Genomic DNA, 23,713 nt, shown 5'->3' on the forward strand with positions numbered 1-23,713 from the left:
CTTGCTCGACTGAGGCGCAGAGCAGTCGAGCAAGCTCGACGCTACGAAGATGCCAGCACGGGAACCTCTCCCGCCCGTCTGTGGTCTGATGCAGCTACCACCCACCCGGAGCCTGACATGGATGCTGTTGCCCGCCCTCCCTTTTCCGAACGCGCGCTGGCCTGGCTGAAGAAGGAGGCGCTGCCGCTGCTGGTGATGCTCGGCCTGTTGGCCGCCGCCCGCGATACCCTGGCCAACCACTACGTAGTGCCCAGCGGCTCGATGCAGCCGACCCTGCAGCCCGGCGACCGGGTGGTGGTGGACATGCGTGCCTACGGCCTGCGCCTGCCGTTCACCAACAGGGAACTGATGTCCACCGGCACGCCGCAGCGCGGCGAAGTGGCGGTGTTCGACTCGCCGGCCGACGGCACCCGCCTGATCAAGCGCATTGCCGCGGTGGCCGGTGACCATGTGCAGATGCGCGAGGGCCACCTGAGCATCAATGGCCAGCCGTTGCAGATGGCCGACCTGCAGGACGTGGAAGCCTTCGGCCAGCGTCGCGCCCGCCTCGACCTGGACATGGGCGGTGGTCCGGACATCGCCGATCTGGTGGTGCCGGCCGGCAAGGTGCTGGTGCTGGGCGACCACCGCGGCAACAGCTTCGATGGCCGCTTCTTCGGCTTCGTCGACGCCGACAAGGTCTACGGCCGGGCGGTGGCGGTGTACTACCGCCGTGGCGACGGCTTCGAGTGGCAGCGCCTGTAAGCTGAATTGATACTTCTCATGTATCAATCATGATCCAACAGGTTATGGATCGACTGGATGGACGGGCCTAGTCTGGGCCCGTTCCTCCCCACCCGGCCGACCCCACCGGCCCATCGATCCCATGACTGGCGAAACCGCGGCGGCCGTTGAAGGCCGTCCTTCCACTCTCGATACCGGCACCGACACCCGCATCCAGCAGGGCACGCCGGCCTTCCGCCGCACTGCGCTGGCGCTGTTCCTGGCCGGCTTTTCCACCTTCGGCCTGCTGTACACGGTGCAGCCGCTGCTGCCCGAGTTCAGCCGCCACTTCGGGGTGTCCGCCGCCGGCAGCGCGATGTCGCTGTCGCTGACCACTGGCACCCTGGCCGTGGCGATGCTGCTGGCTGGCCTGCTGTCCGATGCGGTCGGCCGCCGCCCGTTGATGATCGCTGCGCTGCTGGCCTCGGCCATGCTGTCGCTGAGCACGGCATTGGTGGATGACTGGACCACGCTGCTGGTGCTGCGCACCCTGCTGGGGCTTGCGCTGAGCGGCGTACCGGCGGTGGCGATGACTTACCTGGTCGAGGAAATGGACAGCCGCGCGCTGGGCCTGGCGATGGGTCTGTACATCGGCGGCAACGCCATTGGTGGCATGAGCGGACGTTTGCTGGCCGGCATCATCGCCGACCACTGGGGCTGGCGCTGGGGCATCGGTGTGGTCTCGATCATCGCCCTCGCCAGCACCGTGCTGCTGTGGCTGCAGCTGCCGCCGTCGCGCCATTTCCATGCCCGCCGCGATGGCCTGCGCCACCTCCCGTCGCGCTGGCGCAGGCTGTTCGCCGATCCCGGCCTGCCGTGGCTGTTCGCCACCTCGTTCGTGCTGATGGGCGTGTTCGTCACCCTCTACAACTACCTCGGTTACCACCTGCTGGCGCCGCCGTATCACCTCAGCCAGACTGTGGTCGGGTTGATCTTCAGCGTGTATCTGGTGGGTACCTTCAGTTCGGCGTGGATGGGCCAGCAGGCCACGCGTTACGGCCGTGGCCGCATCCTGTCGATCTCCTTCGCGCTGATCGGCGCCGGCATCGCGCTGCTGGCGATGCCGTGGCTGAGCACGATGGCACTGGGCATCGCGCTGGTGACGTTCGGCTTCTTCGGTGGCCACTCGGTCGCCAGCAGCTGGGTGGGTGCGCGTGCCGGTGCGATGCGCGCCGAAGCCTCGGCGCTGTACCTGTTTGCCTATTACCTGGGGTCCAGCGTGCTGGGCGGCGTGGGTGGCCTGGCCTACGCGGCCTGGGACTGGCGCGGTGTATGCGCGTTTGCCGCCGTGCTGACCCTGGTCGGTGGCGGCATCGTCTGGGCGTTGCAGCAGCGCGCCCCGCAGCCGGTGACGGCGTGATCCTGTGGAATTGCGCCTGCCTCGGTAGAGTCGACTGTTAGTCGACTGCTCTTCCATCAGACCGCAAAAACCCCGCGCTGCGCGCGATAGTCGACTAACAGTCTCTACCGGCAAACGCGCCGCGCAACAACCCGGCGAAATTGCGGATCAACGGCGTCACCCGTTCGCGATGCCAGGCCAGCTGCACTTCCGAATGCGCACCGGTATCGGCCAGCGCCACGAAGCGCGCCCCTTCCACGCGGATGTGATCGCACGAGGAGGGCAGGATGGCCGCACCCAGCCCGGCGGCGGCCAGGCTGATCAGGGTCGAGGCTTCACCCGCTTCCTGCACGATGCGCGGGGTGAATCCTGCCGCCGTGCACAGCGCGATCATGTGGTCGTGGATGCCGGCGCCGGCACTGCGGCGGAACGCCACGAACGGCTCCTGCGCGAAATCGTGCAGCGACAGCGTGCCCTGCTTCGAGAGCCGGTGCAGGGCGGGGTGGCCGGCGTGCACGATCAACGCCAGCGGATCGACGAACAGGCTGTGCGCCACCAGTTCCGGCGGCAGCGCGCGTTTGCGGATGATGCCGACGTCCAGCGTGCCGTCGAGCAGCGCATCGATCTGCTGCAGCGTGTTCATCTCGCTCAGCTGCAACCGCACCTGTGGGTATTGCTGGCGGTAATGCAGGATCGAGCGCGGAATCTGCGGCGACAGCGGCGTGGCCCGGGTCAGCCCGATGTGCAGCTCGCCCTGCTCGCCGCGCTGCGCGCGCTGCACCTCGTCCACCGCCGCTTCCACCTGCTGCACGATCGCGCGCGCACGTTCCTGCAGCAGCTCGCCAGCAGGCGTCAGCTGCACGCGGCGATGGCTGCGCACGAACAGGCGCGCACCGATCAGTTCTTCCAGCTGGCGGATCTGCTGGCTCAATGGCGGCTGTGACATGCCCAGCCGCTCTGCCGCCTGGCCGAAGTGCAGCGTGTCGGCAACGGCGAGGAAGTAGCGCAGGTGGCGGAGTTCGATGGACATGGGTGCAGTCTAGCCAGACCGGCACCGTGCCTGGCGTCTTCTTCGATCGTTCTTCCGCCAGTCGAGCATGGCTCGACTCTACAAAAGCCCACATCGATCATTGATGACGTGTCGACCAAGGTCGACACCTACCAACAGCCGCGGCGATCTGTCAGAGGCGGGGCGGCAGCCCTGCCCAACAACCCCTCACCGTTCCGAATGCCCGCTCTGGTCATAATCGCGCGGGCTGAACAGCTCTGGCTGGATCAGTTCGATGAACGCCCGCGCCTGCGCCGACAACGCCTTGCCACGTCGCACGATCACGCCATAGCTGCGCTCGGGGAACCAGCGCTTCATCGAGCGCGCCGCCAGCCGCTCGTGGTCGGCCTCGTTCAGGCACAGCGCCGGCACGATGGAAATACCCATGCCCATCGCCACGTACTGCTTGATCACCTCCCAGCCGCCAACCTCCAGCGCCACGGTGTAGGCGATGCGGTGGCGCTGGAAGACCTGGTCGACCAGGCGGTAGGTGATCTGCCGCTTCGGTGGCAGCACAAGCGGATAGCGCGCGATGTCGGCCAGCTCCAGCTCACCCCCGCTGGCCAGCGGATGATCGTGCGGGGCGATCAGCACCTGCTCGAAACGGTAGGCCGGGGCATAGCTGAGATCGGCCGGCACATCGGTCATCGAGCCAATGGCCAGGTCGGCGGCGTCCTCGCGCAGCAGGTCGGTGCCGTCGGCGCTGATGGCGTTGTGCAGGGTCAGGCGCACGTCCGGGTGATGCAGGCGGAAGCGTTCGACGATCTTCGGCAGCAGGTACAGGATGGTGGAACTGTTGGCGGCGATGTTCAGCTCGCCCGCGTCCAGGCCGCGCACTTTGTCGCGGAAGCGTGCCTCCAGTCCATCCAGATTCTCCACCAGCGGCTGCGCCATTTCGTACAGCAGCTGGCCCTCGCGGCTGGGCACCAAGCGCCGCCCGCTGCGTTCGAACAGCGGCACGCCCAACTCCCGTTCCAGCGCCTGCAACTGCAGGCTGATGGCGGGCTGGCTGACGAACAACGCCTCAGCTGCCCGTGAGACCGAGCCCAGACGCACCGTCTGACAGAACGCGCGCAGCGGCTTCAGCCGGTCGGATTTGTAGGAAAAACGCGGACTTGGCGAGGGGCGCGTGGTCATGGCGTCACAAGTATTAGCACAATTTATGTAGAACATTGCAAAAACTGTTTTGCCAAATACTCGGCCCCGGCGGCACCGTGGAGACGTTCCCCCACCGCTGGAGTCGCCCCATGTCCGCCGTCGCTTCCGCTGTTCCCACCCCTGCCAGCAAGGCCACCCCCGGTATCGCCCTGGCGACCCGCGTGGCCGGCCAGGACACCGTGCTGCCGGCGCCGCTGCTGGCCCTGCTGGTGTCGCTGCACCGCGCGGTGGAACCGGGCCGGCAGGCACGGCTGCAGGCCCGGCGCGAGCGCCAGGCCTTCTTCGACCAGGGCGGCCTGCCGGATTTCCGTGAAGACACCGCCGCCATCCGCAGCGGCGACTGGACCGTCGCGCCGCTGCCGGGCGCGCTGCAGGACCGTCGCGTCGAGATCACCGGCCCGACCGACCCGAAGATGGTCATCAACGCGCTGAACTCCGGCGCCAAGGTGTTCATGGCCGACTTCGAGGATTCGACCTCGCCGACCTGGCGCAACCTGCTGGCCGGGCAGCAGTCGCTGGCGGCTGCGGTGCGCGGTGATCTGGAATTCACTGCGCCGGCCGCCAACGGCAAGCCGGGCAAGCACTACCGCCTGCGCCCCTACGACGAACAGGCGGTGCTGATCGTGCGCCCGCGTGGCTGGCACCTGGACGAGAAGCACGTGGCCATCGATGGCCAGCCGCTGGCCGGCGGCCTGTTCGACGCGGCCGTGTTCGCCTTCCACAACGCGCGCACGCTGCAGGCCAAGGACCGCGGCCCGTACTTCTACCTGCCCAAGCTGCAGAGCATGGAAGAGGCCGCGCTGTGGGAGACCGCGCTGTCGCACATCGAAGGCATGCTCGGCCTGCCGCACGGCCAGATCAAGGTGACCGTGCTGATCGAAACGCTGCCGGCGGTGTTCGAGATGGACGAGATCCTGCACGCGCTGCGTGATCGCATCGTCGGCCTGAACTGCGGGCGTTGGGATTACATCTTCTCCTACCTGAAGACCTTCCGCCGCCACGCCGACCGCGTGCTGCCCGAGCGCGGCCAGGTGACCATGACCCAGCCGTTCCTGAAGGCCTATTCGGAGCTGCTGATCCAGACCTGCCACCGCCGTGGTGCGCATGCGATGGGTGGCATGGCCGCGCAGATCCCGATCAACAACGATGCGGCCGCCAACGAACAGGCGATGGCCCGCGTGCGCGCCGACAAGCTGCGCGAAGTCACTGCCGGCCATGACGGCACCTGGGTCGCGCACCCGGCGCTGATTCCGGTGGCGATGGCGATCTTCGACGAGCACATGCCCACCGCGAACCAGCACAACGTGCTGCGCCAGGACGTGCGCATCGGCCGCGATGAGCTGATCGCGAGGCCGCCGGGCAGCATCACCCGCGCCGGTTTCGAGGGCAATGTGGAAGTCTGCGTGCGCTACCTGGCCGCCTGGCTGGACGGCAACGGCTGCGTGCCGATCCATCACCTGATGGAGGACGCGGCCACCGCCGAGATCAGCCGCAGCCAGCTCTGGCAGTGGCTGCACACGCCGGGCCAGCAGCTCGACGATGGCACCGCGATCGACCTGGCCCTGCTCGACGCCACCCTGGCGCAGCTGCCGGCACGGCTGGGCGATACCGCCGCGTTGCCCGGTGGCGCCCGCATCGGCGAGGCCATCGCCCTGCTGGGCGAACTGAGCCGCAGCAATGAACTGACCGACTTCCTGACCCTGCCGGCCTACGCGCGCATCGACTGACTGCCGCCCGCGTCTACCGCCGTTTCCCTCCCCGCTGCACGCACGAACCGAACTGGAGAAAGACATGAGCAAGCTGCCCACTGCCGAACAGATCCAGCACGACTGGGACACCAACCCGCGCTGGGAAGGCATCCAGCGCAACTACAGCGCCGCTGACGTGGTGCGCCTGCGCGGCACCGTGCACATCGAGCATTCGCTGGCCCGCCTGGGTGCAGAGAAGCTGTGGGCGTCGCTGCACGAGCGCGAGTTCGTCAACGCGCTGGGTGCGCTGACTGGCAACCAGGCCATGCAGCAGGTCAAGGCCGGGCTGAAGGCGATCTACCTGTCCGGTTGGCAGGTGGCGGCCGATGCCAACCTGGCCGGGCAGATGTACCCGGACCAGTCGCTGTACCCGGCCGATTCGGTGCCGGCGGTGGTCAAGCGCATCAACAACACCCTGCTGCGCGCCGACCAGCTGCATCACGCTGAAGGCAAGGATGACATCGACTTCCTGCAGCCGATCGTGGCTGATGCCGAAGCCGGTTTCGGCGGCGTGCTCAATGCGTTCGAACTGATGAAGGCAATGATCGAGGCCGGTGCCGCCGGCGTGCACTTCGAAGACCAGCTGGCCTCGGTGAAGAAGTGCGGCCACATGGGCGGCAAGGTGCTGGTGCCGACCCGCGAGGCGATCGAGAAGCTCAACGCCGCGCGCCTGGCCGCCGACGTGCTGGGCGTGCCGACCCTGCTGGTGGCGCGTACCGATGCCGAGGCGGCGGATCTGCTGACCAGCGACATCGACGGCAACGACAAGCCCTTCGCCACGGGCGAGCGCACGGTGGAGGGCTTCTACAAGACCCGCAACGGCCTGGACCAGGCGATCAGCCGTGGCCTGGCCTATGCGCCCTATGCCGACCTGGTGTGGTGCGAGACCGGCAAGCCGGATCTGGAATTCGCGCGCAAGTTCGCCGAGGCGATCCATGCGAAGTTCCCGGGCAAGCTGCTGGCCTACAACTGCTCGCCCAGCTTCAACTGGAAGAAGAACCTGGACGACGCCACCATCGCCAAGTTCCAGCGCGAGCTGGGCAGCTACGGTTACAAGTTCCAGTTCATCACCCTGGCCGGTTTCCACGCGCTGAACTACGGCATGTTCAACCTGGCCCACGGCTATGCGCGCCGCCAGATGAGCGCGTTCGTGGAACTGCAGGAAGCCGAGTTCGAAGCGGCCGAGCGTGGCTTCACCGCAGTCAAGCACCAGCGCGAAGTGGGCACCGGCTACTTCGATGCGGTCACCCAGGCGATCCAGCAGGGGCAGTCGTCGACCACCGCATTGACCGGTTCGACCGAAGAAGAGCAGTTCCACGGCGGGCGCAGCGAACGCGCCGCCTGAGCGGGTAATGCCGGCCAGCGGCCGGCACTACCGGGTCTGATCAGGGTGGCCAGGGAAGGGCCAGACAACGCCGGCCGGTCGGGGGACCTGCCGGCGTTGTTGTATCCAGGCAACGGCGCGCGGCGCAGCGCGTCAATCCGGCGCACCCGCGCGATCGCAACTTGGCCGAAACCCTGTGAAATCCGCCATCGGCTTGATCCAGCAGGGGTTTTGCGCGGACAGGCGTGACCAGAACAGGCCACGCCGGATCTTCACATCACGAACGTGCGGCCAAAGACTCAAAATGAGATAGGGCGCACACTTTAAAGCGGTGCTATGCTCCGCGGCTCACCAGGGGACGCTGGCGGCGGGTGCAGGGAATGACCGGCAGGGGTGCGGCCGAGAACAGTGATGTGACGACAGGTATCGCCCGCGTGGCGATGGCCGAGATCGTGCATGCGCTGCTGTCCGATGCCGAGGTTGCATTGTTCGCCAGATTCGCCCGCCCATGCAAGCTTCATGCCGGACAGTGGTTGTTCCAGCGTGGACACCGTGGCGAGCGCATGTATGTGATCCTCCAGGGCCAGATCGAACTGGACTTCGGCGAGGACCTGGTGATCAAGACGCTTGGCCAGCACGAGTTCTTCGGTGAGCTGGGCCTGCTGGTCGGCGATCACCTGCGCAGCGCCAGTGCGCGCGCGCTCGATGACTGCGAAGTGCTGGAGCTGGGCCCGAGCGATTTCCATCGGCTGGTCGAATCCGATCCCGGCCTGGTGGCCTACTTCCTGCGCCGCACGATCATGCGCGTGCTGACCAACGAACAGGCCCTGATCAGCCAGCTGCGGCGGCGCAACCACGACCTGGAAACCGCGCTGGACAACCTGTACATCACCACCCACCAGCTCACCCACACCCGCGAGCTGGTGCGCACTGACGAGCTGACCGGACTGCACAACCGCCGTGGCCTGACCCTGTACCTGCAGGAGTGCCGCGCCCACGCCGATGGCCCGCCGCAGGCGCTGCTGCTGATCGACTGCGACCGCTTCAAGCAGATCAACGACCGCCACGGCCACCAGGCCGGCGACCGCGTGCTGCAGAGCATGGGCAACATCCTGCGTTCGATGGCCGGTGAGCAGGACCTGGCGTGCCGGCTCGGCGGCGATGAGTTCTGCCTGATCCTGCGCCGTGGCAACCACGAGATCGTGCAGCACGCCGCCGAGTTCATTCTCAGCGCGGTGCACGGCCTGCTCGAACGCAGCCATGGCACGCCGCACGTGAGCCTGGTCAGCATCGGTGCCAGCCTGCTGGTGGCCGAGGCGGACTGGAGCGAGTGGTACGCCAGCGCCGACCGCGCGCTGTACCAGGCCAAGCGCGATGGCGGCAATTGCCTGCGCTGGGGCGATGCCCCCGACAACGGATCATGAGCGGCAGAGGTGGCAATGGACGGCATCCAGCATTCCCTTCCGGTGCAGAGCCCGCAGGTGCGGACCCTGTTGTTCACCGACCTGTGCGACTCGCTGCAGCTGGTCGAGCGCATCGGCGACATCAGCGCCGCTGAGCTGTTCCAACAGCACGACCGGCTGGTGCTTGGCCTGCAGCAGCGCTGGAACGGCCAGCTGATCGATCGCTCCGACGGCCTGTTCATGCTGTTCGAGCGCACCATCGATGGGGTCGGCTTCGCCCTGTCCTACCAGAGCGCGGTGGATGCGCTGGGCCGCGAACGCGGCATCGTGCTGCGCGCGCGCGCCGGGCTGCACGTGGGCGATGTGCTGCTGTGGAACAACAGTGCCGAGGCCATGGCCCACGGCGCCAAGCCGGTGGAAGTGGAGGGCCTGGCCAAGCCGATGGCCGCGCGGCTGATGCAGCTGGCATGGCCGGGGCAGGTCCTGCTGTCGGCCAGCGCGGAAAAGATGGCGCGCCGGGCCAGCGGCGAACTGCCGTGGGCGGCCGATGAGCTGCGCTGGAAGGACCATGGCTGCTGGCGGTTCAAGGGTATCAGCGAACGCCAGGAAGTCTTCGAGATCGGCCTGCGTGGCAGTGCGCCGCTGCGCAGGCCGCGTTCGGGCGAAAAGGCCTGGCGTGATCTGCCGCTGTGGCGGCGCCCGGCCGCCCTGGTGACCGAGGCTGCGCTGGCGTTGGCGCTGGGCGTGCTGCTGTGGACGCTGCTGCGACCGGCACCGGCCATCGCCTTTGCCGAGCGTGACTGGGTGATCGTCTCGGCCGTGCACAACGCCACCGCGTACCCGCAGCTGGACAGCAGCCTGGAGCAGGCGCTGTACATCAGCCTGGGGCAGTCGCGGTTCGTCAACATCCTCAGCGAACTGAAGGTGCGCGACACCCTGCAGCTGATGCAGCGGCCACCGCAGGCGCGGCTGGACCGCAGCCTGGCCATCGAAGTAGCGCTGCGCGATGGCGTGCGCGCGGTGCTGGTGCCCAGCGTGCTGGAGCTCAACGGCAAGGTGCGGGTCAGTGTCGAAGTGGTCGATCCGCGCAGCGGGCAGACCGTCTACACCCGCTTTGCCGACGGTCGCGGGCTGGATTCGATCCTGGCCTCCACCGACCACGTGGTCGCGGCGCTGCGCACGGACCTGGGCGAGGCCCTGCGCGATGTCGGCCGCGACCAGCGGCCGCTGCCGACCGTGGCCACCGCCAACCTCGATGCGCTGCATGCCTATGCCAAGGGCGTGGACGCCACGGCGGCAGCGCGCTATGACGACGCGCTGATGTTCTTCGAACAGGCCACCCGGCTCGACCCCGGGTTCGCCTTTGCCTATGTCGGGCAGATGAACATCCAGCACGCCAAGGGCAACCTGGAGCAGGCCGCCGCGCTGTACCAGAAAGCGGTCAGCCAGCGTGCGCACCTGACCGCGCGTGACCAGCTCTACCTGGACGCGTGGGCCGCCGATTTCCAGGGCGCTCCGCCGGCACGCATCGCCGATCGCTGGCGGATGCTGACCGAGCTGTACCCGGATGATCCGGCCGGTTGGATGAACTACGCCAAGATCCTCTACACGCAGGGTGACTACGACGGCGCCCTGGCCGCCGCGCAGCCGTTGCTGGCCCGGCAGCATTCGCGCCGTGCGCTGGTGCTGGTGTTCGTGGCGCGGGTGCAGCTGGCGCGTGGCGAGATCGCCGCCGCCGAAGCCGCCCTGCGTGGCGCACGCCTGCATCCGGGCTGGAACGGGGATGCGATGGAACCGCTGCTGCTGGCCCTGTCGGGTGATTTCGATGCGGCCAATGCCGGCTTTGCGGCAATGCGGTCCTCCGGGCTGGGGGCGCGCATGCTGCGTGCGGCGGTGCTGGGCATGCAGGATCGCCGCAGCGAAGCGGCCAGCGACATGCAGCAGGCGGCCGCGCAGTGCACGACCGGCTCCGGCCTGTGCGACATCCTGGCGCTGCAGGCGCTGGCCTGGCGTGGCCAGCAGCCGGTGCCCGCCGCGTCGCAGGCCTACCAGCAGGTGCTCGACCGGACATTGCAGGCGGTTGATCGTTCGCAGCCGGCGCCGGCACGACGCAACGCATTCATCGCGCTTGCCGCGGCCTACCACGCCGTGCGCGCCGGTCAGGGCGCGGTGGTGGCGCAGCGACGGGAGGCGTTGCAGTCGCTGCCCGAACGCGATGCAGACCCGCGCCTGCGCGAGCTGTGGAACCTGTTGCAGGCGCGCATCGCGCTCGACCAGGGCCGGCTGGCGCAGGCCCAGTCGCTGCTGGCCCAGCAACCTGCTGCGAGCCTGTTCCAGTGGCGGGTGCTGCAGATGGACCTGGCCACGGCCAGCGGCGACCACGCCACGGCCCTGCGCCACGCACAGTGGCTGCAACGCCACGTAGGCCTGGCATTTGCCGAAGATGTCGGCGACTACGCGCTGCTTCCACTGAACGCGATGGACGTGCAGCGGTTGACGGCGATCCGGCCCGCCCCGCTGGCGGGCAAGGGCGCGTCAGCCGCGCCCTGAGGCCGGTTTACTGATCCAGGCCCGGCAGGCCATCTTCGAACAGGAACGGCACGGTGAACGCGGCGCGCACGTCCAGCAGCTGGTGCATGCGCGCAGCGGCCTTGGCGAACTCCGCCTTGCCGCCCAACGAGGCCAGCGGTGTATGGCAGGCGCGCACGGTTTCCTCATCGGCGCCGAGTGCGAGCAGCGCCTGGCCCGGATCCCTGGCAAATTCGGCACGGAAGGCATCATCGCTGGACAGCCGGTCCAGCAGCTGCCGGACAACGTCGGCGGAGAGGGGCGAAGCAGACATGGGATACGACCGCAAGGTTGGGAAAATGGAAATATCGGCGGCAACGCCGCGAAGTTGATGGGCGTGCGCGCGTGCCACGCTATGATCGGCGCCCTGCACAACCGTGGGATGCCATCGCGATGAGATTCCGTCGTTGCCGGACGCTGTTCGTCGAGCCGGTGGAACGCCCTGCCTTCAACCTGGATGCGCTGCTGGCCGGTGGTACGGGCGTGCAGCTGCAACCGGTGCTGCAGGTACACGCCGCGCATCTGCCGACCGTGCAGGTAATCGATGCGGCCAGTTGTGCCTGGTTGCTGGCCTGCAGTGCCGAGCGCTGGCAGTCGTTGCCGCAGGCGCCGGAGGCGCGCAGCCGTGTGCTGGCGCTGCTGCAGCAAGGGCTGCTGGTCAGCGATGACCCGGCCCACGCCGAGGTGTTCGCGGCCGAGCAGCAGCTGCGCGACAGCCACTGGTGGCCGCTGTCGGCCCTGCATTACCAGCAGTCGTGCTGGGACGGCGTGGACAGCGTGCAGGACATGGAGCAGCACCAGCTGGTGACGGCCCGCGATCTGGTGCGCAGCTTCGGCAACCCGCCGCCGGAAGCGCCGCCGCGGTTGCCCGGCGCGGTGCCGCTGCCGCGTTGCCAGGACGATCCGCTGCAGCCGCTGTTGCAGGCACGGGCCACCTGCCGCAATTTCGATCGTGCCCGCGCGTTGCCGCTGCCGGTGCTGGCGCGGGTGCTGCAACAGGTGCTGATGGCCCAGGCACAGGTGGAAACCGATCCCGGGGTGCGCTTCCTGAAGAAGAACGTGCCCTCGGCCGGCAGCCTGCATCCGCTGGAAGCCTATCTGCTGGTGCGCAACGTGGAGGGGCTGGCGCCGGGCCTGTACCACTACCATGCGCTGGCGCATGAGCTGGGGCGGCTGCCCGGCCCGGTGGACGATCCGGCAGCATTGGGCCTGCGGCTGCTGGCCGGCCAGCACTGGTTCGCCGATGCGCCGGTGCTGCTGGTGCTGGTGTGCCGGTTCGAACGCAATTACTGGAAGTACCGCAACCACGCCAAGGCCTATCGCGCGGTCACGCTCGATGCCGGGCATGTCTCGCAGGCGCTGTATGCGGCCGCGACCGCACAGGGCCTGGGCGCGTTCGTCACCGCCGCCATCAACGAAGCCGAGGCCGGGCGCGCGTTCGGGCTGCGGCCGATGGCCGAGGGCGCGCTGGCCATCTGCGGGCTGGGCTGGCGCAAGGCCGAAAAGACCACCGCGGAACTGGATCCGGGTGGCCACGTGTGGCCGCGGCCGGGCTGACGGTCAGCGGCCTGCGCTGTCGCCGGGCCACAGGGCCCGGCCACGTCACCCTCAGGCGGCCTCGAAGTCCACCAGCACCGCACCATCACCGACCTGGTCGCCGGCCTTGGCGCGATAGCCCTTCACCGTGCCATCGGCCGGTGCCTGCAGGGTGTGTTCCATCTTCATCGCCTCCAGCACCACCAGCGGCGTGCCGCGCTTGACCTCGGTGCCGGCCGCGACCAGCGTGGCCACGATCCTGCCGGGCATCGGTGCCAGCAGGCTGCCGGCGTCGGCCACGGCATGGTCCGATTCACCCACCGGATCGTGCAGGGTGAAGCGATGCTGGCCATCGGCACCGAACAGGTACAGCTGGTCACCGTCGCGCAGCAGCTGCAGTGTCCAGCGGCGCCCGCCCAGCTGCACGGTCAGTGCGTGCGCGTCGGCCGTGCCTGTGGCCAGTACCGGCGCGGCGTCATCGCACTGCACGCGCCAGCCGTCAGCCTGCGCCCACACCTTCAGGCTGTGCCGGCGCTCGCCCTGCTGCACTGGCAGCACGCGTGGCGCACGGGCGCCCAGGCGCCAGCCGTCCTGTGCCTGCCACGGCGAATGCGGATCGCGTGCGTCGGTGCTGGCGCCCGCAGTGCTGGCCACCGCGGCCACCGCCGCCAGCAGCCAGAGTGCGTCGTCGCTGTCGCCCAGCACGCTCAGCGCCGCCTGTTCGCGTTCGATCAGCGCGGTATCCAGCTTGGCGTGGGTGAACGAATCGGTGTTCACCAGCCGGCGCAGGAAGCCGGCATTGGTGGTCACGCCCACCACCTGGCAGTCGGCCAGGGCCTGGCTCATGCGGCGCAGCGCGGCATCGCGGTCCACGTCCCAGACGATCAGCTTGGCGATCATCGGGTCGTAGTACGGGGTGATGCTGTCGCCTTCCTCCACGCCGGTATCCACGCGCACGTTGGCCGACGGCGTCGGCAGGCGCAGCCGGTGCAGGGTGCCGGTGGAGGGCAGGAAGCCGCGGTCGGCATCTTCGGCGTACAGACGCGCCTCGATGGCGTGGCCGTGAATCGCCAACTGCTCCTGGCGCAGCGGCAGCGGCTGGCCCGAGGCCACGCGCAGCTGCCACTCCACCAGGTCGGTGCCGGTGATGAACTCGGTGACCGGGTGCTCGACCTGCAGCCGGGTGTTCATTTCCATGAAGTAGAAATCGCCATCCGGGCCGGCGATGAACTCCACGGTGCCCGCACCCTCATAGCCCACCGCGCGCGCGGCATCGACGGCGGCCTTGCCCATCGCCGCACGACGCTCGGCGCTCATGCCCGGTGCGGGGGCCTCTTCCAGCACCTTCTGGTGGCGGCGCTGCACCGAGCAGTCGCGCTCGAACAGGTACACCGCCTCACCGTGGGAATCGCCGAACACCTGGATCTCGATGTGGCGCGGGCGCTCGACGTACTTCTCCACCAGTACGTGATCGTTGCCGAACGCCGAGGCTGCCTCGCGCTGGCAGCTGGCCAGTGCATCGACGAAGTCCTCGCTGCGCTCGACCTTGCGCATGCCCTTGCCACCGCCACCGGCGCTGGCCTTGATCAGTACCGGGTAGCCGATGGCATCGGCCTGTGCGCGCAGGAAGTCCGGCGCCTGCTGGTCGCCGTGGTAGCCCGGGGTGAGGGGCACGCCGGCCTGGGCCATCAGTGCCTTGGCCGCGCTCTTGTCGCCCATCGCGCGGATGGCGCTGGCTGGCGGGCCGATGAAGGTGATGCCGGCAGCGGCACAGGCATCGGCGAAGTCCGCGTTCTCGGACAGGAAACCGTAGCCGGGGTGAATGGCCTGCGCGCCGGTCGCGCGTGCGGCCTCGAGCAGGGCATCGCCGCGCAGGTAGCTCTCGCGTGCGGCGGCCGGGCCGATGTGGATGGCTTCGTCGGCCAGCCGTACGTGGCGCGCGTTGCGGTCGGCATCGGAATACACCGCCACGGTGGCGATGCCGAGGCGACGGCAGGTGGCGATCACGCGGCAGGCGATTTCGCCACGGTTGGCGATCAGGATCTTGGAGAACATGGCAACGGGCTTCATGGGAGCGTGCTCGGTCATGGCATGGGTTACATGCGGAACACGCCGAAGCGCGTCTGCTGCGGGGCGGCGTTGAGGCTGGCCGACAGCGCCAGCGCCAGCACCCGGCGGGTGTCGGCCGGATCGATCACGCCGTCGTCCCACAGGCGGGCACTGGCGTAGTAGGGATGGCCCTGTTGTTCGAACTGCTCGCGGATCGGCGCCTTGAACGCGTCTTCCTCCGCGGCCGGCCACTGGCCGCCCTTGGCTTCGATGCCATCGCGCTTGACCGTGGCCAGCACGCTGGCGGCCTGCTCGCCACCCATCACGCCGATGCGCGCGTTCGGCCACATCCACAGGAAGTTCGGCGAGTACGCGCGGCCGCACATGCCGTAGTTGCCGGCACCGAACGAGCCACCGATGACTACGGTGAACTTGGGTACCTTGGCGCAGGCCACCGCCATCACCAGCTTGGCCCCGTCCTTGGCGATGCCACCCTGTTCGTACTTGCGGCCGACCATGAAGCCGGTGATGTTCTGCAGGAACACCAGCGGGATGTTGCGCTGGGTGCACAGCTCGATGAAGTGCGCGCCCTTCAGTGCCGACTCGGAGAACAGGATGCCGTTGTTGGCGATGATGCCGATCGGGTAGCCGTTCAGATGCGCAAAGCCGGTGACCAGGGTGGCGCCATAGCGCGGCTTGAACTCATCGAAGCGCGAGCCGTCCACCAGGCGCGCGATCACTTCGCGCACGTCGTAGGGCTTGCGCGTGTCGGCGGGAATCACGCCATACAACTCATGCGCCGGCAGCAGCGGTTCTTCGGGCGCCTGCACCGCCATCGCCGGTTCCGGCTTGCGCCAGTTCAACTGCGCGATGATCGCGCGCACCCGGGCCAGCGCCTGCAGGTCGTTGTCGGCCATGTGGTCGGCCACGCCGGAAATGCGCGTGTGCACATCGGCGCCGCCCAGTTCCTCGGCCGTCACCACTTCACCGGTGGCCGCCTTCACCAGCGGCGGGCCGCCGAGGAAGATCGTGCCCTGTTCGCGCACGATCACCGTTTCATCGCTCATCGCCGGCACGTAGGCACCACCGGCGGTGCAGCTGCCCATCACGCAGGCGATCTGCGGAATGCCCTGCGCCGACAGGTTGGCCTGGTTGTAGAAGATGCGGCCGAAATGGTCGCGGTCGGGGAAGACCTCGTCCTGCAGCGGCAGGAAGGCGCCACCGGAGTCGACCAGGTAGATGCACGGCAGGTGGTTCTGCTCGGCGATCTCCTGCGCGCGCAGGTGCTTCTTCACCGTCATCGGGTAATAGGTGCCGCCCTTGACCGTGGCGTCGTTGGCCACGATCACGCACTCCACGCCGCTCACCCGGCCGATGCCGGCCACCACGCCCGCCGCAGGTACGGCATCGTCGTACATGCCATGCGCGGCCAGCGGCGCGATTTCCAGGAAGGCGCTGCCCGGGTCGAGCAGGGCGTCGATGCGGTCACGCACCAGCAGCTTGCCGCGTGCGGTGTGCTTGGCGCGCGCCGCCTCGCTGCCGCCCAGGGCGGTGCGGGCCAGGGTGGCGTGCAGGTCGTCGACCACCGCCTGCATCGCTGCGCGGTTGCCTTCAAACGAATCGCTGCCCGGTTGCAGCTGGCTGTTCAGTACGGTCATCGCGGTGGCCTTACAGAGTGCGCTGGAACAGTTCGCGGCCGATCAGCATGCGGCGGATCTCCGAGGTGCCGGCGCCGATTTCATACAGCTTGGCGTCGCGCCACAAACGGCCGGTCGGGTACTCGTTGATGTAGCCGTTGCCACCGAGGATCTGGATCGCCTGGCCGGTCAGCCAGGTCGCCTTCTCGGCGGCGTACAGGATCGCACCGGCCGCATCCTGGCGGGTGGTACGGCCCTGGTCGCAGGCGCGCGCCACCGCGTAGACATAGGCGCGGCAGGCACCCAGGCCCACGTACATGTCGGCGATCTTGGCCTGGATCAGCTGGAAGCTGCCGATCGGTTCGCCGAACTGGTGGCGCTCGTGCACATAGGGCATCACCACATCCATCGCCGCGGCCATCAGGCCCAGCGGGCCACCGGACAGCACCACGCGCTCGTAGTCCAGGCCGGACATCAGCACGCGCACGCCGCCGCCCACCGCACCGAGCACGTTCTCTTCGGGAATCTCGCAGTCCTGGAACACCAGTTCACAGGTGGGCGAGGAGCGCATGCCCAGCTTGTCCAGCTTCTGTGCGGTGGAAAAACCCTTCATGCCCTTCTCGACCAGGAAGGCGGTGATGCCCTTGGCGCCGGCCTCCATGTCGGTCTTGGCGTAGACCACCAGCACGTCGGCGTCCGGGCCGTTGGTGATCCACATCTTGTTGCCGTTGAGCACGTAGCGGTCGCCGCGCTTGTCCGCGCGCAGCTTCATCGACACCACGTCCGAACCGGCGCCCGGTTCGCTCATCGCCAGCGCACCCACCTTGGCGCCGCTGCACAGGTCGGGCAGGAAGCGCTGCTTCTGTTCCTCGCTGCCGTTCTTGCGCAGCTGGTTCACGCACAGGTTGGAGTGCGCACCATAGGACAGGGCGATGCCGCCGGAGGCGCGCGAGATCTCTTCCATCGCCACCACGTGGGCCAGGTAACCCATGCCGGTGCCGCCGTATGCTTCTTCCACGGTCAGGCCGAGCAGGCCCTGTTCGCCCAGCTTCGGCCACAGCGCCAGCGGGAACTGGTTGGTCGCATCGGCCTCGGCGGCGAGCGGGGCGATCTCGGCGGCGGCAAAATGGGCCACGCTCTGGCGCAGCAGGTCGATGTCTTCGCCAAGATCGAAGTTCAGGGATGGCACGTGCATTGTGGTGGCTCCACGGCGGGATGGCAGGAAATGGACGCACCCGGCGGGGAGTGGATGGCGGTGTACAGGACCGCCACCCACACGGGCGATGGCCCCAGCGTAGCGGGGTTCGGGTAAGAAGTGAATACGAATTCAAAAATTGAAACTAGAATCAGAACATGGCCTACAAACGCTCTGCATTGATGGAAGAACGCCTGGCGGGCGCCCGTGAACGGATCCTGCTGGCGACCCGTGCGCTGGTCGCCACCGGCGGCTGGCGCAACGCCCCGGTGACCGCCGTGGCGACCCAGGCGGGGGTGTCCACCGGGCTGATCTACCGCCATTTCCCGTCCAAGGCCGAGCTGTTCGTGGAAGTGCTCAACGCCGCGGTGGCCCACGAGGTGGCGATCATGGAGCGCATCGCGCAGGGGCCGGAGGCCGCCAGCGAGCGGTTGCGGCTGGCGATCACCGCCTTCGTCCGTCGCGCCCTGGCCGGGCCGGGGCTGGCGCATGCCTTCATCGTCGAACCGGTCGACCCGGATGTGGAAGCCGAGCGCATGCGCGGCCGGCGCGCGTTCGGCGATGTGTTCCTGCGGCTGGTGGAAGAAGGCGTGGCGGCCGGTGAGCTGCCGGCGCAGGACGCACATGTGGCCGCCGCCTGCCTGGTCGGTGCGTTCACCGAAGCGATGGTCGGCCCGACCGCGCCCAGCCGCGAAGCGCATCGCGACGAGGACGCACTGGTGGACGCGATCTGCAGCTTCTGCCTGCGCGCGATCGGCGCCCCCGCAATCCGGTAGAGCCGGCCGCTGTTGCCGGGGTCAGATCCCTCCTGCATGGCAAAAGGGATCTGACCCCAGCCCCGGCATGTTGCGCCGCATCAGCAGTGACGCCTGTTGTCGCATGCGAAGCGCGTTCTATACTCGGCCCATCACGCAGTCGCTCAGCCGTGGTCCAACGACTATCAGCCAGGGGTAACGAAGAGTGCGGAATTACGATCTGGAGTTCCTGAAACGCTTCTCCATGGTGATCGCGCTGTTGATGGCCATCACCCTCGGCCTGATCCTCCTTGCCGCCTACATCCACACCCGGATTCCGCCCGAGGTGTCGCCCACGGCAGCCAAGCGCACCGAACAGCGCATCTCGCCCACCGGCGCGGTCTATGCCGGCAGTACCGGCGCCGCCGCGCAGGCCGCCGCCAAGGCCGCCGCACTGGCCAAGGCCGCCTCGCAGGTGGCCTACGGCGGCACCAAGGACGGCAAGGTGATCTTCGACAACCTGTGCACGGCCTGCCACACCACCGGTGTCGGCCAGGCCCCGACGCTGGATCACGCGCACTGGGACAAGCGCCTGGCACAGGGCAAGGACACCCTCTACAAGCACGCCATCGAGGGCTACACCGGCCCCGACGGCGGCATCATGCCGCCCAAGGGCGGCAACCCGGCACTGACCGAGGAACAGATCCACGCCACCGTGGACTGGATGCTGGGCAACCTGAAGTAGACGGCGAACGCCCGAACGGGCGAACGGGCGAACGGTAGAGTCGACTGTTAGTCGACTGCTCTTCCCAAGAGCACCGAAAAGCCCGCGCTGCGCGCGATAGTCGACTAACAGTCGACTCTACCCGTCGGTCGCCCCGGTCATTGCCCGGGGTTTTGCCCACCACGGCCAAAACCCCGCCGCGCACGCGGGGTTTCGCATTTCGGGGTTAGTCTGTGCCTCCTCTTCCCTGGAATCGCCCGTCGATGCGCCGCCGCTCCCTTGCCCTTGCCCTGTCCCTGCTGTTGCCGGCCAGCGCCTTCGCCCAGGCCCAGCCGCAGGCCGCACCGGCCCCGGTAACGCCGGCCGCGCGCGGCAGCGCCACCGTGGTGCTGACCGCCGCGCCCTCGGACTGGCGCGCGCTGGATGGCCAGCGCGTGCGCATCGCCGCGCCGCTGACCCTGGCCGGCACCGACGGCCTGGAACGCTTCGGCGAGCTGACCGTGGCCTTCGACGGCCGCCTGTGGCAGCCCACCGAAGTGGCCGCGCCGGGCACCGCGGGCAGTGAGCAGGTGATGGCCGACAACCAGCGCCGCCGCCTGCTGCTGGACGACGGCAGCGATGCCCGCGACCCCGGCAGCGTGGCTTATCTGCCGGGCAATCCGGTGCTGCGTACCGGCATGCAGCTGCGCAACGTGGAAGGCACCGTGCGCGTGGACGCACAGGGCCGTGCCCGCCTGCAGGTGGACGGCGCGTTGCAGCTGCCGGAACTGCAGCGCCCGCCGGTGCCGAAGGTGCCGGGCAGCCTGCAGATCGCCGCGTTCAACCTGGAGAACTTCTTCAATGGTGATGGCCAGGGCGGCGGCTTCCCGACCCTGCGCGGCGCGCGCACGCTGGACGAGCACAAGGCGCAGGTCGCCAAGCTGGTGGCCACCATCAGCGCCCTGGATACCGACATCGCCGCGCTGATGGAACTGGAAAACGACGGCTACGGTCCGCAGTCGGCCATCGCCGAACTTCTGGCCGCGCTCAATGCATTGCCGCGCACCGACCCGAACGACGAATGGGTGGCGGTGGATCCGGGCGAAGGTCCAGGCACCAATCCGATCCGGGTCGGCATCATCTACAAGCGTGGGTCGTTCAAGCCGCTGGGCAAGCCGCTGACCCGGACCGATGGCCCGTTTGCCGAACACAGCCGCGCGCCGCTGGCGCAGGCCTTCCAGGGCAAGGGCGCGCCGTTCATGGTGGTGGCCAACCACTTCAAGTCGAAGGGCTGCCGCGATGCCAGCGGTGCCGATGCCGACCAGAACGATGGCCAGGGCTGCTGGAACGCCACCCGTGTGGAATCGGCGCGCCAGCTCAACCAGTGGGTGAATGCCGAAGCTGCGCGCCTGAAGGTGAAGGACATCGTGCTGCTGGGCGACTTCAACGCCTACGCGATGGAAGACCCGATCCGCGCCCTGCATGACCTGGGCTGGCAGGACGCGTTCAAGGTGGCCAAGGTCGAGCACCCCTACAGCTACGTCTACAACGGCTACAGCGGCCGTCTTGACCACGCGCTGTTGAGCCCGGGCATGGCCAAGCGCCTGCGCGGTGCCGCCGAATGGCACAGCAATGCCGACGAGCAGGACGCCAGCGGCTACCAGGGCCGCAACGTGCAGGGCCCGTGGCGCAGTTCCGACCACGACCCGCTGTTGCTGGGCTTCGACAAATAACGCGCAACGCCGGGGCGCGGCAGGGGTCGGATCCCATTCCAACGGAATGGGCTCTGACCCCGATGCACATGCTCACCCCCAGGCGATCAACCCGATCGCCAGCACCGCCAGCGCAAGGCCGGCGCGGTTCCACTTCGTGGTCGCCTCGCCGAAGGCGAATACACCCACCAGCGCACCCAGCACCACCACGCCGATGTTCATGCCGGCAAACACGGTGGCCGGGCTGTCCGGCATCGCCTGGTGCGCGTGCACGTAGAAAAGAATGTTGCCGCCGTTGAGCAGGCCCAGCAGCGCGCCGGCGCCGAGGTTGCGCCAGGCCAGCCGGCTGCGGCCGCTGGCGTGCCGCCACAGCTGCAGCGCCAGCATCAGCACGAAGGCCACGCTGAAGCTGGCCAGCACCGCCGCCATCGACGGCGTGCCCGAAAGGGCCACCTGCTTCAGCAGCACGTCGACCACGGCAAACCCGCCCCATACGCCCAGCAGCCAGCCCCAGCCGCCGGGCGAGGCCGCCAGTGCCGGGCCGCGCGGGCGCAGGCTGATCGCCACCATGGCGACCAGGCCCAGCGCCAGGCCGGCCAGCTTCCACGGCGTGGCGGTCTGGCCGAAGAACAGGAACGCTGCGGCCAGCGACAGCAGCAGCGACAGCCGCTGCGCCACATCACTGCGGACGATGCCGGCCACTGCCACCGCGCGGCCCAGGACCAGGAAGATCGACGGCAGCACCACCGCCAGCGCCAGCAGCGACAGCCACGGCGCATGCGGCGCGCGCAGTGCATCCAGCGGCGGCTGCAGCACCACCGCCGTGAGCGTTGCCGCCACCAGGTAGTTCCAGGTGACCATCTGCGCAACATCCAGTTGGCGGCGTCCGGCCACCTTCAACAACACCGAAACCAGCACACTGCAGATCACGGCCAAAGACAGGTAGAGCATGGGGCGGGCACAGGGCAGGGGCGGGGGACGGTATCATGGTGCCATGCACAAGCCCCTGTTCCCCGTCGCCCCCGGCGAAACCGCCTGCCTCGAACTGGACGGCCCGGCCGGCCCGCTGGAAGTGGTCGTCGACCTGCCCAAGGCCGATGCGCCGGTGCAGCCGATCGTGGCCATCATCTGCCATCCGCTGTCCACCGAGGGCGGCACCCTGCACAACAAGGTGGTCACCATGACCGCCACCACCCTGCGCGAGCTGGGCATCGCCACGGTGCGTTTCAACTTCCGCAGCGTGGGTGGCTCGGCCGGCACCTTCGATGGCGGCGTGGGCGAGCAGGATGACCTGAAGGCCGTCGCCGCCTGGGTGCGCAGCCAGCGTCCCGACGATCGTCTGTGGCTGGCCGGTTTCAGCTTCGGCGCCTTCGTTTCGCTGAAGGCGGCTGCCGCGCTGCAGCCGGAGGCGCTGATCTCGATTGCACCGCCGGCTGGCCGCTGGGATTTCGACGGCGTGCAACCGCCGGCACGCTGGCTGGTGATCCAGGGCGAGCAGGACGAGATCGTCGACCCGCAGGCGGTCTATCAGTGGCTGGACACGCTGGACTTCCCGCATGAGCTGGTGCGCATGCCCGAGACCAGCCACTTCTTCCACCGCAAGCTGATCGACCTGCGCGGCGCACTCACCCACGGCGTCAAGCACTGGCTGGGCGCGGCGGCATGAGTGCAGCCGAGCTGACGCCTTCGCAGCGCTATGCCGAAGGAGTCGCCCGTGGCGACTGGCAGGACGACCCGGCCCAGCATGCAGCGCTGGCCGAGCTGGACCGCATCCATCGAGGGCTGGTCGACAGCGCCGAGGACGGCTGGCTGGACCGCCTGTCCTCGTTCTGGAAGAAGCCCGAGCCGGTCAAGGGCCTGTACTTCTGGGGCGGCGTCGGCCGCGGCAAGACCTTCCTGGTTGACCTGTTCTACGACGGCCTGCCGATCAAGCAGAAGTACCGCACGCACTTCCACCGCTTCATGCGCAGCGTCCACGAGCGCCTGCGCGAGCACCAGGGGCAGAGCGACCCGCTGGCCAGGATCGCCCAGGAGTGGCGCAGCAACCTGCGCGTGCTGGTGCTGGACGAGTTCTTCGTCACCGACATCGGCGATGCCATGCTGCTGGCGCGGCTGCTGGAGCGCTTGTTCGCCGAGGGCGTGACCCTGGTCACCACCTCCAACACAGCGGTGGAGAACCTGTACCTCAACGGCCTGCAGCGCGAGAGCTTCCTGCCGGCCATCGGCCTGCTGCAGCGCTTCTGCGTGGAGCTGTACGCCGAAGGCACCGAGGACTACCGCATGCGCGCGCTGACCCGCTCGCCGGTGTACCGCGCGCCACTGGCCGCCGACAGCGATGCCTGGCTGGCCACGCGCTGGACCGAACTCAGTGGCGGCCAGCCGGCCAAGCCTGGCAACATCGAGATCGAGGGCCGCAAGATTCCGGTGCGCGGCCGCGGCAAGAGCATCGCCTGGTTCGATTTCGCCGCCCTGTGCGAGGGCCCGCGCGGACCGTCGGATTACATCGAGATCGCGCACGAGTTCAACACGGTGCTGCTGGGCGGCATTCCCGCCTTCGACCGCCTGAACGAAGATGCCGCGCGCCGCTTCGTCAACCTGATCGACGAGCTGTACGACCGCCACGTCAACCTGGTCTGCACCGCCAGCACCTCGCCGATCGAGCTGTACACCGGCCAGCGCCTGCAGGGCGCGTTCGAGCGCACCGCCTCGCGCCTGATCGAAATGCAGAGCGCCGAATACCTGGGCACCCCGCACCGGGCGTGAGCAGTGGCGCGGGCGGCCCCGGCCGCCCTCGCTT

The 23,713-nt window shown here is 68.5% G+C and carries 19 protein-coding genes; 12 read left to right on the forward strand and 7 right to left on the reverse strand.

From position 1 onward, the window contains the following. Nucleotides 1–117 precede the first annotated feature (117 nt). Nucleotides 118–744: a signal peptidase I gene (gene lepB, locus N4G47_RS20665; protein WP_475289812.1), complete on the forward strand. Its 627-nt coding sequence runs from the start codon at nt 118–120 to the stop codon at nt 742–744. 121 nt (nt 745–865) lie between these two features. After that, nucleotides 866–2,122, forward strand: a complete 1,257-nt coding sequence (locus N4G47_RS20670) for an MFS transporter (protein WP_475289813.1) — start codon at nt 866–868, stop codon at nt 2,120–2,122. Nucleotides 2,123–2,216: 94 nt separating this feature from the next. On the opposite strand, the gene N4G47_RS20675 is transcribed toward N4G47_RS20670, so the two are convergent. Next, nucleotides 2,217–3,131, reverse strand: coding sequence for a LysR family transcriptional regulator (locus tag N4G47_RS20675; RefSeq protein ID WP_475289814.1), 915 nt, complete (start codon nt 3,129–3,131; stop codon nt 2,217–2,219). A gap of 186 nt (nt 3,132–3,317) precedes the next feature. Continuing rightward, nucleotides 3,318–4,286 (reverse strand): LysR family transcriptional regulator, encoded by a 969-nt coding sequence (locus N4G47_RS20680; protein ID WP_012478790.1) that lies wholly within the window; start codon nt 4,284–4,286, stop codon nt 3,318–3,320. 110 nt (nt 4,287–4,396) lie between these two features. Between N4G47_RS20680 and aceB the strand changes: the two genes are divergently transcribed. The 4 genes from aceB to N4G47_RS20700 all read left to right on the forward strand — a co-directional run bounded on the left by aceB (nt 4,397) and on the right by N4G47_RS20700 (nt 11,332). Then, nucleotides 4,397–6,034, forward strand: coding sequence for a malate synthase A (gene aceB / locus N4G47_RS20685; RefSeq protein WP_475289815.1), 1,638 nt, complete (start codon nt 4,397–4,399; stop codon nt 6,032–6,034). Nucleotides 6,035–6,098: 64 nt separating this feature from the next. Further along, nucleotides 6,099–7,400 (forward strand): isocitrate lyase, encoded by a 1,302-nt coding sequence (gene aceA / locus N4G47_RS20690; protein WP_004153647.1) that lies wholly within the window; start codon nt 6,099–6,101, stop codon nt 7,398–7,400. A 359-nt stretch (nt 7,401–7,759) separates the two neighbouring features. Next, entirely contained in the window at nt 7,760–8,803 is a 1,044-nt protein-coding gene (locus tag N4G47_RS20695; protein ID WP_475289816.1) for a GGDEF domain-containing protein, read from the forward strand. Nucleotides 8,804–8,818: 15 nt separating this feature from the next. Beyond that, on the forward strand, nt 8,819–11,332 hold the full coding sequence (locus N4G47_RS20700; protein WP_475289817.1) for a putative peptide modification system cyclase: 2,514 nt from the start codon (nt 8,819–8,821) through the stop codon (nt 11,330–11,332). 7 nt (nt 11,333–11,339) lie between these two features. On the opposite strand, the gene N4G47_RS20705 is transcribed toward N4G47_RS20700, so the two are convergent. After that, nucleotides 11,340–11,624 (reverse strand): NHLP-related RiPP peptide, encoded by a 285-nt coding sequence (locus tag N4G47_RS20705; RefSeq protein WP_107231458.1) that lies wholly within the window; start codon nt 11,622–11,624, stop codon nt 11,340–11,342. A gap of 119 nt (nt 11,625–11,743) precedes the next feature. On the opposite strand from N4G47_RS20705, the gene N4G47_RS20710 reads away from it, so the two are divergent. Further along, on the forward strand, nt 11,744–12,907 hold the full coding sequence (locus N4G47_RS20710; protein ID WP_475289818.1) for a putative peptide maturation dehydrogenase: 1,164 nt from the start codon (nt 11,744–11,746) through the stop codon (nt 12,905–12,907). Between the two features lie 51 nt (nt 12,908–12,958). Here the strand turns inward: N4G47_RS20710 and N4G47_RS20715 are convergent, their stop codons facing one another. Genes N4G47_RS20715 through N4G47_RS20725 form a run of 3 tightly spaced genes read right to left on the reverse strand, consistent with a single transcriptional unit; the run spans nt 12,959 to nt 17,767 of the window. Continuing rightward, the gene (locus N4G47_RS20715; protein ID WP_475284429.1) at nt 12,959–14,974 is read right to left on the reverse strand and encodes an acetyl/propionyl/methylcrotonyl-CoA carboxylase subunit alpha; all 2,016 of its coding nucleotides are present in this window, start codon (nt 14,972–14,974) and stop codon (nt 12,959–12,961) included. An 8-nt stretch (nt 14,975–14,982) separates the two neighbouring features. Further along, entirely contained in the window at nt 14,983–16,593 is a 1,611-nt protein-coding gene (locus N4G47_RS20720) for a carboxyl transferase domain-containing protein (RefSeq protein WP_475284427.1), read from the reverse strand. Nucleotides 16,594–16,603: 10 nt separating this feature from the next. Further along, entirely contained in the window at nt 16,604–17,767 is a 1,164-nt protein-coding gene (locus N4G47_RS20725) for an isovaleryl-CoA dehydrogenase (protein WP_107231462.1), read from the reverse strand. Nucleotides 17,768–17,925: 158 nt separating this feature from the next. Between N4G47_RS20725 and N4G47_RS20730 the strand changes: the two genes are divergently transcribed. From N4G47_RS20730 to N4G47_RS20740, 3 genes are all read left to right on the forward strand, one after another. Next, nucleotides 17,926–18,543: a TetR/AcrR family transcriptional regulator gene (locus tag N4G47_RS20730; RefSeq protein ID WP_475284424.1), complete on the forward strand. Its 618-nt coding sequence runs from the start codon at nt 17,926–17,928 to the stop codon at nt 18,541–18,543. A gap of 184 nt (nt 18,544–18,727) precedes the next feature. Further along, a complete protein-coding gene (locus N4G47_RS20735) occupies nt 18,728–19,246 on the forward strand; it encodes a c-type cytochrome (protein ID WP_057497004.1) in 519 nt (172 codons plus the stop codon). Nucleotides 19,247–19,488: 242 nt separating this feature from the next. Beyond that, nucleotides 19,489–20,937, forward strand: a complete 1,449-nt coding sequence (locus N4G47_RS20740; RefSeq protein ID WP_475284422.1) for an ExeM/NucH family extracellular endonuclease — start codon at nt 19,489–19,491, stop codon at nt 20,935–20,937. A 72-nt stretch (nt 20,938–21,009) separates the two neighbouring features. Here the strand turns inward: N4G47_RS20740 and N4G47_RS20745 are convergent, their stop codons facing one another. Then, nucleotides 21,010–21,867, reverse strand: a complete 858-nt coding sequence (locus N4G47_RS20745; protein ID WP_475284420.1) for an EamA family transporter — start codon at nt 21,865–21,867, stop codon at nt 21,010–21,012. A 43-nt stretch (nt 21,868–21,910) separates the two neighbouring features. Here N4G47_RS20745 and N4G47_RS20750 point away from each other — a divergent pair, with 43 nt between their 5' ends. Together N4G47_RS20750 and zapE are read left to right on the forward strand one after the other, a co-directional pair. Beyond that, nucleotides 21,911–22,582: an alpha/beta hydrolase gene (locus tag N4G47_RS20750; protein ID WP_475284418.1), complete on the forward strand. Its 672-nt coding sequence runs from the start codon at nt 21,911–21,913 to the stop codon at nt 22,580–22,582. After that, nucleotides 22,579–23,679, forward strand: coding sequence for a cell division protein ZapE (gene zapE / locus N4G47_RS20755; protein WP_475284416.1), 1,101 nt, complete (start codon nt 22,579–22,581; stop codon nt 23,677–23,679). The genes N4G47_RS20750 and zapE overlap by 4 nt, the downstream gene beginning before the upstream one ends. Nucleotides 23,680–23,713: the final 34 nt, after the last annotated feature.

This window comes from Stenotrophomonas sp. GSD10, from assembly GCF_056172695.1.